Origin of the sequence: Flagellimonas pelagia (genome assembly GCF_003584135.1) — a bacterium.
Lineage (GTDB): Bacteria > Bacteroidota > Bacteroidia > Flavobacteriales > Flavobacteriaceae > Flagellimonas > Flagellimonas pelagia.
This window is the reverse complement of record NZ_QXFI01000013.1, coordinates 160087-172258: the sequence shown is the minus strand read 5'-3', so window position 1 is coordinate 172258 and position 12172 is coordinate 160087. Positions and strand designations below refer to the sequence as shown.

Below are 12172 nucleotides of genomic sequence, written 5' to 3'. Positions count from 1 at the left end.
ATTATTTTTCTACTAAAGTGCCATCAGGATACAGAGCAAACCGTCCTTTCTCCTTATCGTGTACATGGTCAGGATAGGGCCAAGGCCATCCCCCAAATTGGGTAAGGCGGTATTCTTCCATGGCTTGTTGGATTTCTTCCTCGGTATTCATCACAAACGGACCATATTTGGCAACCGGTTCATTGATGGGTTTGCCTTGCAATAAAATGAAATGTGCATTTTCTGCTCCAATGGTAACATGCACATCCTGCAAAGGATCTAAGGCAATTCCAAATTTTGAATTTATGTTTTGTCCCTCTATTTGGATGGTATCACCCTCATAAAAATATAGGACTCGATTGATTTTTGAACCGGCCTTTGGCAAGATGTATTCGGAATTTGCATCAACATGGATGTTCCATATGGCAACCTCATTGTTTGGGTCTGCAGCCCAGGAGTCAGGTGCAGGGGCAATGGCTTCGGTCGATTTATAATTTCCGGCAACCACTTTGATCGTCGCATTCCCTTCCGTTACTACGGGAATATCTTCATTCCATAACATTTTAAAATGGGGTTCCACAAACTTGCCAGCTTTTGGTAGGTTCAGCCAAATCTGGAAGAGTTCCAAGGGATTATCTTGGTCATCCTTCAACAATGGGAACATTTCGGAATGTTGCACTCCTCTTCCTGCGGTCATCCATTGTACATCACCCTCACCAAACCTACCTGCCGCCCCAAGGGAATCTGAATGATCACAGAAGCCCTTGTTTAGAATGGTCACCGTTTCGAAACCTCTGTGCGGGTGGTACGGAAAGCCTGGTATAGTCTGCCCGTGGTACATGCGCCATTTTTCAGACGGATTGAAATCGTTGCCCAAGTTTCTTCCCTTTAACAACTCTGGCTCTGGACCCATTTCCCCGTTACCTTTTGGGTAATGGTCTAGATGGTATACACTGAATAGAAAGGGATCTTGGGTTTGCCAGGGCATACTCAATGGGAAGATTTTTATGATGGGGTCATTCATTGTGGTCAAAATTTTAAAATGTTGTACATCAAAGGTATGGCTATAATTGAAAAAGCCTGCTATGTGGCAGGCTTATCTCAGTCTTTAAATTATTTACCAGGGATTGGAGGAGGACCATCGATCATGGCCTTATATTTTTCATCCCCTTTTCTGGTTTTGTATTCTTCTTTCACCTTGGTCACCAATTTAGGATCTTTGAACAGGTCGAACATGGTCAACCCCATGGCTTTTGCAGCATGGACCATTCCTTTGTGACCAATACTCATTCCTCCGCAGGCAACTACGGCCCAAGAGTGCCATGGAGTGTCCTTCGGAGCAACGGTTACACCCAAATTGATGTTGGGCACGTTCCAGCTCACATCTCCCACATCGGTAGAGCCACCTCCAGGAAGTTCTTCGGTTTCTTTAAACTCATGTACTGCGCCGTCCATACCCACTTCAGGTTTTCCAGTGGCACGTTGAATGGCCTTTCCGTATTCCGTTTCTTCTTCGGTATAGGTAATGGGACCCAAAAGTTCCAAGTTATTCTGCATGATTTCTCCACCAGCTCGGTTCACCAAGGTTTCATAGATACCGGACACCAAGGAAATCTTATAGTCCACATTGGCCATGATGGCTGCTCCTTCGGCCATGGCCTTCACTCTTTCATAGGTAGGAAGCATTACTTTACGCTTGGGATCGCGAACCCTTACCCATAAGCGGGCATAATCAGGGACTACGTTGACCACTTGTCCACCATCTTGAATGTGATAATGGATTCTGGAAGTAGGCCTAATATGCTCCCTGTAATAATTGATACCGGTGGTGTAAAGCTCCAAAGCATCTGCCGCGCTGCGTCCATTCCAAGGGTCTGCGGAAGCGTGGGCTGCCTGTCCATAGAATTCCACAATAAAGTCCACCAAAGACAGACCGCTTTGCACATCGGCTTCAATTTGGGCGGATGGGTGCCAGCTTACGTTCACATCAACATCATCCCAAAGACCGGCTTCCACCATCCAAACTTTACCGAAGAATTTCTCCTCCGCAGGCGTTCCGAAGAATTTAACGGTTCCTTTTATCTTTCCCGCTTCAATTTGTTCTTTGATGGCGATGGCGGCACCAAGGCTCGCTGCACCGAACATGTTGTGCCCACAGCCATGTCCAGGAGCACCCTCAATTCGGGGATCCTTTGTGGGAACTGAATTCTGTGAAAGACCTGGAAGGGCATCAAATTCCCCCAAAACACTGATTACCGGTTTTCCAGAACCATAAGTGGCTATAAAAGCGGTCGGGATGTTGGCTACGCCACGGGTCACCATCATGCCATTTTTTTCGGCATAATCGGCCAATAACTTGGAGGAAACGGACTCTTCAAAGGCGGTTTCGGCCAATGCCCAAATAGAGTCGCTCAATTGAATAAGGTTTTCCTTGTGTTTTTCGACAGAGGCAACGACCTCTTTTTTGTCTTTGGTCATCTTTTGGGCCGCCAAGTTGAGCGAAAGCAGTCCCAAAAGCAAAAGAGTTGTGGTTTTTTTCATTTTAAAGGTTTACAGTTAGTTAGAGATGCATGACCATTACCTTCCAGAAGAAAGGTTATCTGATCATTGCAAGTACTAAAATTACTGAAAAAGCTTTAACCCACAGCTTCTTTGTAGACTTTTAAGCAGCGTTCACGCGCCATCTTATGGTCGACTATCGGGGAAGGGTAGGTGAGTTCCTGGAGTTCAGGCACCCATTGATTGATGTATTCCCGTTGCTTGTCAAATTTTTCAACTTGGGTCATTGGGTTGAAAATCCTGAAATATGGAGCGGCATCCACACCACTTCCGGCGGCCCATTGCCAATTTCCCACATTGCTGGCCATTTCATAATCCAACAGCTTTTCGGCAAAATACGCTTCGCCCCATCGCCAATCGATCAGTAAATGTTTGCACAAAAAGCTCGCCACCAACATTCGTACCCGATTGTGCATGTGTCCCGTTGCGTTTAGTTCACGCATTCCTGCATCGACAAGGACATAACCCGTCTGTCCGGACTTCCATCGCTCGAACTCCTCTTCGTTGTTGCGCCAAACGATGCGGTCGTATTTAGGTTTGAAGGCTTCGTGCACGGTCCGGGGATAATGCCAAAGAATCTGCATGAAAAACTCCCGCCAGATCAACTCGTTCCAAAAGGTTTCATTTTTTTCTGCAATGGCTTTTTTAACCATTTTTCTGATGGATACCGTACCAAAGCGCAGGTGAGGACCTAAATGGGAAGTACCATTTTCCATGGCTGGGTAATCCCTTGTTTCAGCATATTTATGGATCAAGCCAGGTGAAACATTGTAATCGGGGGCACTGATTTCGGAAGCTTCAAAACCTATACCGTCCAAGGAAAGCTTGGGCAGTGAGTTGGATTTATATACTTTTTCAGGGAGTAGGGGGAGTGTGTCATAATTGACCAAGTGGATGGAGGGATTGAAATTTTCTTTCCATTTTTTCATGTAAGGGGTATATACCACATAAGGGTTACCATCATCCTTTACCACCTCACTCTTTTCAAAGATGACTTGGTCCTTAAAAGTTTTAAAATCAATAGCAATACTGGACAAAAAATCACTTATCTCTTTGTCCCTTTTTTTTGCATAGGGTTCGTAGTCATGGTTGGTGTATACCGCCTTTAAATTAAACTCCTGGGTCAATTCTTGAAAAACAGTTTTTGGAGTGCCATGGAACTGTGCCAAACCGCTTCCATAATCTGAGGCCAACTTCTGATGTAAATGCTGCAGCCTTTCATGGATGAAGCTCACCCGAGCATCTTTTTTGGGTAGTTGCTCCAATATTTCAGTATCAAAAATAAAAATCGGGAGTACGGGATGTCCGGATTTTAACGCCTGGTATAAACCGACATTATCATCTAGCCTTAGATCTCTTCTGAACCAAAAAATAGATACGGTATCCTTCATTTAAATGCTCTTGAAGTTTAGGGTACTACTGTTTTCATCAACTTTCCCGAAAATCTCATTCAGCTTGCGTTCCCGAAATAAAAAAATGGTCTCAAGTTGTTTCTTGATAAATAATGTCTGAGCCAAACTTCCCAAGAATCCGAAGGGGATTTTGTAATCCACAACATCTTCCATTTCCACGCCACCGGGAATTTCTTTCAAAAAGTGTTTATGGTGCCAAAGTGCATAAGGTCCGAACCGTTGTTCATCCACAAAATAATCCCCATCCCTAACATGGGTAATTTCCGTGACCCACTTGGTATTGAAAAAAGGGAAGGGTTTAACCCGATATTGAATGATCTGGCCAGGATACATGTTTTTGTTCGCTCCTGATAGAATGTCAAATCCCATGTGTTTCGGTGTAATGGTTTTCAGGTTTCTTGGATTGGATAGAAATTCCCAAGCTTCTTTTTTGGAAATGGGCAATGCTTGTTTGGCATGGAGTTGATAAAGTTTCATCCAATTGTTTTCACAAAGATAATATTGTTTAATTTATTTAAAAAAAGATTAAACAAAAAAATATACCTTTACATTAGAGAACGTCGGGTTTATCCGATTCATCCTTTTAAGGATTTCTTAACAAATAAGGGATTTCTTTATCTTTAGCTTTGTTCGACTAAACGTATGTAAACACTATTCCTATGAAAAAAAATTCACTTTTATTATTTATTGCAACATTAGCGGTATCTGTGCAGGCCCAGATTCAGACCCCCGCTCCCAGTCCATTTTCCAAGTTGGAGCAGAAAGTTGGCCTAACCGATGTAGTCGTAGAATATTCCAGGCCATCGATGCGTGGAAGAAAGGTTTTTGGAGACCTTGTTCCCTTTGATGCCATTTGGAGGACAGGTGCCAATAAGAACACTACCATTTCCTTTAGTGATGATGTGGTGGTGGAAGGGAAGCAACTGAAAGCTGGTACCTACGCCATCTACACAAGACCAGGTGAAGCTGTTTGGGAAGTTATTTTCTACACGGATACAGAGAACTGGGGAAATCCACAAGAATGGGATGCTTCCAAAGTAGCTGCAACCGTTAAGGTGGAGGTTTATCCTATTTCTGAAAACATCGAAACCTTTACGTTCACCATTGATGACCTGAACAACAATGGAGCAACCTTGGGCATTCTTTGGGAGAAAACCTATGTTGGGGTAAAATTTGTGGTACCTACTGTTGACAAGGCCATTCAGAGCATTACGGAAACCATGTCCAAAACGGAAGGCCTTACTGCCAATGATTACTTTGCTGCAGGTTCCTATTACTTCAGTGAAGGAATGAATATGGAGCAAGCCAAGGAATGGGTAGATAAAGCCGTTGAAATGGATGGAGGTAAAGCCTACTGGATGATGCGTACCCAATCTTTGATCTATGCCAAATTGGGCGATAAGAAAGGTGCCATTGAAGCTGCTAAAAAATCTTTGGCTGCCGCTCAAGCTGCTGGTAATGAGGATTATGTTAAAATGAACAAGGACTCGCTCAAAGAGTGGGCCGAAATGTAATGAAGCTTCTAAAGCATATTGGAAAGACCCACTTTTAAAGTGGGTTTTTTTATTCCTCTACTTTCACAGGAGAGTTGCCCAAGAAGTTATCAAAACCTTGCGTAATGGTGGCCAATAGGATGACCAAAACACAGCCAAAGGCATTGAGCCACAGATAGGACATCCAATCCAGGTACCAACCAATAATGACAATAATCTGGGTCACGATGGCCGCGACAAAAACTGCATTTCCCTTTACGAACTTGAAGAAAAATGCAAGAAGGAAAATGCCCAATACATTCCCATAGAAAATAGATCCAATGATGTTGACCAATTGTATCAAATTATCAAAAAGGTTGGCCACGTTGGCAATGCATATGGCCAGGATTCCCCATAACAATGTAAACCCTTTGGTTGCCATGAGGTAGTGTTTGGGATCCCGTTCTTTTTTCAGGTTTCTCTTATACAGGTCAAGGGCGGTGATGGTGCCCAAAGCATTCAACTCCGATGCCGTGGAAGACATGGCTGCCGATAAAATCACGGCCAATAACAATCCAATCAGTCCCACTGGAAGATTGTGGAGGATAAAGTGGATGAACACATAGTCCTTGTCATTGGTTTCCACCTGTGTGTTGGCCTTTGTAATGAGCTCCTTTGCGGCATCCCTGCTTGCTTTTTCCTTTTCATTTATTTTGATGATATCTCGTTTGGCCTGTTCAATGGCGTTATATTCTTTCAGCTCCAAAGCCCCGGAATACGCATGTTGGGCAATCTGCTTTTCCATTTCGATTTTTTTATGGTCCTCCTCAAGGGCCGCATATTCATCGGCATATTCAGAGGTCATTACGGCTTGCGTGGCTGCGGGGTTGAAATTTAGTGGTGAAGTATTGTACTGATAGAACACAAAAACCATGGCACCGACCAATAGGATGAAAAATTGCATCGGAATCTTAAAGATGCCATTGAAGACCAAGGCCAATTGACTTTCCCGTATCGATGCTCCGGAAAGATATCGTTGTACCTGACTTTGGTCTGTTCCGAAATAGGCGAGGGCCAAGAAGAATCCACCAGTGATACCACTCCAGAATGTATATCGATTATTGGTGTCGAAGGTAAAGTCGAGAATATTGAGTTTGTTGTTGGCCCCAGCGATTTTCAATGCTTTATCAAAGGAAATATCCGTAGGCAGTGCCCCTAGAATAAAGAAAAAGGCAAAGAACATCCCCATCATGATGATGAACATCTGCTGCTTTTGCGTAACGCTGACCGCCTTGGTTCCTCCGGAAACCGTATAGATGATCACCAGTATCCCGATGATGATATTTAAAGTACGGAGGTCCCATCCCAAAACAGCCGAAAGAATGATGGAAGGTGCAAAAATGGTGATACCCGCAGCAAGTCCGCGTTGTACCAAGAACAAAATGGCTGTTAAGGTTCTGGTCTTCAGGTCGAAACGCCCTTCCAACATTTCATAAGCGGTAAAAACCTTTAATTTTTTATATATAGGAATGAAGATCAAACAGATGACGATCATGGCCAAGGGCAGTCCAAAATAAAACTGCACAAACCCCATCCCATCATGAAAAGCCTGACCTGGTGTGGATAAAAAGGTAATGGCACTGGCCTGGGTTGCCATAACGGACAAACCGATGGTCCACCATTTCACATCGTTTCCACCACGAACGTAATCATCAACATCCTTGCTGCCTCGGGTTTTCCAAACGCCATAGGTTACTATGAACAATAGTGTACTGCCAAGAATGATCCAATCTAATAAGGCCATTAAGAATTCTAGTTATTTAGTAGCATGATGAAGTAAAAAATCAAAATATAAATGGCGTTCAAAAGGACCACAACCGTGTATTCCTTTTTCCATTCCATTTTGGTATCCATATTATCCTTTGACATTACTTTCTTTTTTTACTTCACTTTTTCCAACGGACAGCATATTCGCAAAAAGCTTATAAGCTCCGGATACACCGGCAGGGAGTTCCCTGAAAAAGCTCAATCCGGTGTAAATATAATGACCTTCTCCGTATGGTGCCACCAAAAGGCTTCCTTCAGTGGGTGATTCCCCTTCGTCACCCATAGAAATTACCGGGGTAAACTCTGAACTCCAAGTCTTTGGATAATAGAGCCCCCTTTCTTGTACCCATCCATCAAAATCGCTTTTTTGGATGTTGTTGGGGTAGTTCATCAAAGGATTCCCTGGCGCTACGATCTTCACCTCCGAGTTTTCATCGGTAACCCTATCACTGGATAAGGTAAGATCGTATGGAGCAATATTTTCAAACTGGCTGGCCCATCTTCCTGCCGTATTATACTGTACGATCATGGTTCCCCCATTTTTTACATATTCAAAAAGTAGGGGTTGTTTGAATTTCAAGGCTTCCACCACGTTGTATGCCCTAATTCCAACTACAACAGCATCATATTTATCCAAAGAACCTTTTTGGATATCATTGGGGTCGATGATATGTACCTGATACCCAATTTGCTCCAAACTTTCCGGAACCATATCCCCAGCTCCCATAATATAGGCAATGTGTTCCCCGGATTTTTGAATATCCATTCGAACGACTTTGGCTTCGGATGGCAACAAAATGGATTGCCTTGGGATATGGTCGTAATTAATTTCCACAAGTTCCTTGCCATACTTCTTGTTTCCAATGGTAATTATAGGCGAAATTTTTCCTTCGCTGTCCGTATGGGGCGGTGTTACCTTGAAGGTTACCGTTACTTCCTGTCCTTTTTGTGGAATGTTGAAAGGAATACTGGACGGAGTTACGGTCCATCCAGTTGGGAGATCCAAAGCAACTGTGCCCGCTACATTGTCTTTCCCAGCCCTAACCTTAACTTGAATGTCTTTAGTGGCATCCGTGGCGAAGATCAGTACCTTTTCATCAATTTTTGAAGTGGCTTCGGGCAAAACAGCAAATGGCTCGTACAATTCTCCTTTATCGGGTTTGGAAAATCGGTGGACTACTGGTTTATCGAATGCGATATCAGTACCAGCAAGATTCAGTACAAATCGCGCAACGAAAGCGGCAGGTGTTTCCGGTTTTCCAATTAAACTTTGATCGTTTACCGTGTAAGTGCCCAAAGTCCCCGGCTCGTTCAGCCAATAGGGACTTGTGTAATTGGTGTTTTCCGGAACGGTAAAACTGATTTCAAAATTCTTTTCCTCGTTATTGGACAATGCAGCATTGGGTGTCAATTTTGAAGAAGCCCCAATAATATCAATTTCTTTCAAGGTGATGTTCCGCGCACTCCGGTTTATGGCCTCTATTCGGATTTTGGCTGTACTTCCCGGTGTTGTGGTTCCCGATTCGGAACTGGCTTCCAGATATAATCCGGCGCATTCCAAAATAAGATTTTTGAGTTCTTCGGATTTAAGGGTTCTCCAATGGTCATCCTCCACTTTTTGGAGTAATTGGTAAGCTTTCACCAAATCGGGAAGGTGTTTGGATGGATCCCTAAAGTCAAAATTGTCCTGAACTTTGTATAAGATTTCCCCAACAGCCTCACCACCCTTCACACGTGACCAGGTAGTATTGATGCCAGCAAAAAGATCGTTGTTGGTAGGCTTGTCTCCCTTCAAAAATTCAACGTATTCATCAGAAGACCCGCGATCGGTCAATCTTCCAAAACCTTGACATAAATGCTGGCTGCGTGCCATAGCGGCAATCTCGTTGTTGGACAACCCTAAATCAGGATAATAAGCGCCCACATCCATTTTCACCAAATTGGACTTGTCGGCTTTCTCGAAATTTTCCTGACTGCCATAAAACCACCACGAAGTATTGAAAAATACTCTTTTGGGTTGCCAAAGTGAAGTTGATTTTAATTGTTCGGGATAGGCTGTGGCATCATTGGCCAGATCAAAGGCTTCCATACTCAAAATGGCGGAAGAGGTATGGTGGCCATGTGTAGATCCCGGTGTACGATGGTCAAAACGGTTGATGATGACATCAGGTTTTATGTTCCGAATAGCCCAAACCACATCGCTCAACACCTTATCCTTGTCCCAAATTTTCAAGGTTTCATTTGGGTGTTTGGAAAAACCAAAATCGTTGGCCCTTGTAAATCGTTGTTCCCCACCATCAATATTTCGTGCTGCCAAAAGTTCTTCGGTACGTAATACGCCTAAAAGCTCACGAAGCTCTGAACCGATCAAGTTCTGTCCGCCATCCCCACGGGTCATGGACAAGTACACGGTATGGGCATGTTCATGGTTGGATAGATATGAAATCAGATTGGTGTTCTCGTCATCCGGGTGGGCCGCCACATAAAGGGCAGTCCCCAAAAAGTTCAACTTTTGAAGGTGGTGATAAATTTCTGAAGTAGTAGGTTTATCAGGTTTTTGGGCTAAGGAGTTGGAACTTAAAAATGCAAGAAATAAAAAACAGGCCCAAAAGTGCTTCATGGTTGGTTTGTTAGTGGTTGAACCAAATATAGAAAGATAAAAAATAGGGCTTCGGTTATTTAGAACAGTTTTAACATGGCGCATACGTTACAAATAAAAGGGTTGTGGATCTGAACTCATCGATAAAGTTAAATCATAGTTTTTATATCGTATAGGAATACGAAAAATAACAATCACACTTAACTTTTTGTTATGCAAGCTAAAAGCGTAGTTTTGCAAAAAAATTGAAGCAATAAAGTAATGGGAATGCAACAGATAGAACTGATGGCACCGGCAGGCAACTTTGAATCGTTGCAAGCGGCCTTGGACAATGGGGCGGATTCTGTTTATTTTGGGGTGGAGCAGTTGAACATGCGGGCAAGGGCATCCATCAACTTTACTTTGGATGATCTTCCCGAAATATCCAGAAGATGCAAGGAAAAAGGGGTTAGGACCTACCTTACTTTGAATACCATCATTTACGATCACGATCTTTCCATCGTGAAAACATTGCTCAAAAAAGCCAAGGAGGCCGATCTTACGGCTATTATTGCCATGGATCAGGCGGTAATTGCTTCTGCCAGGGAACTCGGGTTGGAAGTACATATTTCCACACAGATCAATGTCACCAACATAGAGACAGTGAAGTTTTACGCCCTTTTTGCGGATACAATGGTGTTGAGTCGAGAATTGAGTTTGAGACAAGTAAAAAAAATCACCGATCAAATAGAAAAGGAGCAGATCAAAGGTCCATCAGGTCGATTGGTAGAGATAGAGATTTTTGGTCATGGAGCCTTGTGCATGGCTGTTTCGGGCAAATGTTATATGAGCCTTCATTCCTATAATTCTTCTGCCAACAGAGGAGCATGCAAGCAAAACTGTAGAAAAAAATACACGGTGATCGATCAAGAGACCGGTTTTGAAATGGAACTCGACAATGAGTACATCATGTCACCCAAGGATCTTTGCACTATCGATTTTTTGGATCAAGTGGCCGATGCAGGTATCAAAGTATTGAAGATCGAGGGAAGGGGCAGGGCACCTGAATATGTAGCCAAGGTCATTGGCTGTTACCGTCAGGCCATTGATAGTCTGTACAATGGAACCTACGATAAAGAAAAGGTGATCACTTGGATGCAGGAACTGGAAAAGGTCTACAATCGTGGTTTTTGGAGTGGATACTACCTAGGCCAAAAATTAGGGGAGTGGAGCAAAATTCCTGGTTCTTCGGCCACCCAGAAAAAAGTCTACATCGGAAAAGGGGCACATTTCTTTCCCAAGACCAATATTGGGGAATTCAGTATTGAGGCTTATGATATTTCCATCGGCGATACCATCTTGATTACTGGCCCTACCACAGGAGCCAAAGAAATGAAGGTGACCCAAATGCTGGTGAACGATGCCCAAATCTCTACAGGAAAGAAGGGGGATTCCGTAACCATTCCTTTGGAATTCAGGATCAGACCTTCCGACAAATTGTACAAAATTGTTGAAAATAAGGTAGAGGCCTAATGGTTGTAGTGACCTTGCAGCGCGAAAAGTGTATTGGGTGTAATTACTGCGTGGAAATGGCCCCGGAGCAGTTCGCCATGTCCAAAAAAGATGGTAAATCCGTTTTGCTGCACGCCCAGAACAAGAAAGGTTTCCATACAATCAAATCACATGATGACGATATCTTTGATAACTGTGAACAAGCGGCAAAAGCTTGTCCTGTAAAGATTATTTCGGTAAAAAGTATTTGATCAAAGGTTCATCAGCGTCTCGTACACCAAATGGGTGGGCAAACCCACAACATTGGAGTAGGACCCTTGGATTTCTTCAATTCCGATCATCCCGATCCATTCCTGAATGCCATAAGCACCAGCTTTGTCGAACGGTTCGAATTCTTCAATATAGTAGTTGATTTCGTCATCGGTGAACTCTTTGAATTTCACCTTGGTAACGGCACTGACGGTTTTTTGGAATTCTTTCGAAGTAAAACATACCGATGTGATCACTTCATGCCAGTCCCCGGAAAGTGTCCGTAACATCGTAAAGGCTTCTTCTTCATCGGCGGCTTTTGCCAATGAGATCCCTTTGTGCCAAACCACCGTATCCGAGGTGATAACGACCTCGTTGGATTTTAACTCAGCTTTGAAGGGTTCGGCTTTCAATTGGGCCAGGTAATCCGATATTTCTTTGTCTTGAAGGTGTTCGGGATAAACTTCTTCCACTGATTTGGTCCGAACTTCAAATTCGAGCCCCAATTCTTCCAAGAACATTTTGCGTCTTGGGGATCCAGATCCCAGAATGATTTTGATTTCCATTAGTTTTTCCTTTAGTGG

Annotated in this window: 10 protein-coding genes; 3 read left to right on the top strand and 7 right to left on the bottom strand. The window is 43.4% G+C overall.

Annotated elements, in window-relative coordinates:
* Position 1: 1 nt before the first annotated feature.
* From D2V05_RS05235 to D2V05_RS05220, 4 genes are all read right to left on the bottom strand, one after another.
* Positions 2–1003, bottom strand: coding sequence for a pirin family protein (locus D2V05_RS05235; RefSeq protein WP_119646462.1), 1002 nt, complete (start codon positions 1001–1003; stop codon positions 2–4).
* An 89-nt stretch (positions 1004–1092) separates the two neighbouring features.
* Positions 1093–2520 carry an amidohydrolase gene (locus tag D2V05_RS05230; RefSeq protein ID WP_119646461.1) on the bottom strand — a complete coding sequence of 476 codons (1428 nt, stop codon included), beginning with the start codon at positions 2518–2520 and terminating at the stop codon, positions 1093–1095.
* Between the two features lie 95 nt (positions 2521–2615).
* Positions 2616–3929, bottom strand: a complete 1314-nt coding sequence (locus D2V05_RS05225; RefSeq protein WP_119646460.1) for a cryptochrome/photolyase family protein — start codon at positions 3927–3929, stop codon at positions 2616–2618.
* Entirely contained in the window at positions 3930–4427 is a 498-nt protein-coding gene (locus D2V05_RS05220; RefSeq protein WP_119646459.1) for an SRPBCC family protein, read from the bottom strand. It abuts the gene before it with no gap.
* A 182-nt stretch (positions 4428–4609) separates the two neighbouring features.
* On the opposite strand from D2V05_RS05220, the gene D2V05_RS05215 reads away from it, so the two are divergent.
* Entirely contained in the window at positions 4610–5464 is an 855-nt protein-coding gene (locus tag D2V05_RS05215; protein WP_119646458.1) for a DUF2911 domain-containing protein, read from the top strand.
* 49 nt (positions 5465–5513) lie between these two features.
* On the opposite strand, the gene D2V05_RS05210 is transcribed toward D2V05_RS05215, so the two are convergent.
* Entirely contained in the window at positions 5514–7226 is a 1713-nt protein-coding gene (locus D2V05_RS05210; RefSeq protein WP_119646457.1) for a sodium:solute symporter family protein, read from the bottom strand.
* Between the two features lie 111 nt (positions 7227–7337).
* Positions 7338–9869: a PIG-L family deacetylase gene (locus D2V05_RS05205; RefSeq protein WP_119646456.1), complete on the bottom strand. Its 2532-nt coding sequence runs from the start codon at positions 9867–9869 to the stop codon at positions 7338–7340.
* 246 nt (positions 9870–10115) lie between these two features.
* Here D2V05_RS05205 and D2V05_RS05200 point away from each other — a divergent pair, with 246 nt between their 5' ends.
* Complete coding sequence (locus D2V05_RS05200; protein ID WP_119641883.1) at positions 10116–11360, top strand: peptidase U32 family protein; 1245 nt, start codon at positions 10116–10118, stop codon at positions 11358–11360.
* Positions 11360–11590, top strand: coding sequence for a ferredoxin (locus D2V05_RS05195; protein WP_119641759.1), 231 nt, complete (start codon positions 11360–11362; stop codon positions 11588–11590). Before D2V05_RS05200 ends, D2V05_RS05195 begins: the two co-directional genes overlap by 1 nt.
* On the opposite strand, the gene D2V05_RS05190 is transcribed toward D2V05_RS05195, so the two are convergent.
* A complete protein-coding gene (locus tag D2V05_RS05190) occupies positions 11591–12154 on the bottom strand; it encodes a Maf-like protein (protein ID WP_235855396.1) in 564 nt (187 codons plus the stop codon).
* Positions 12155–12172: the final 18 nt, after the last annotated feature.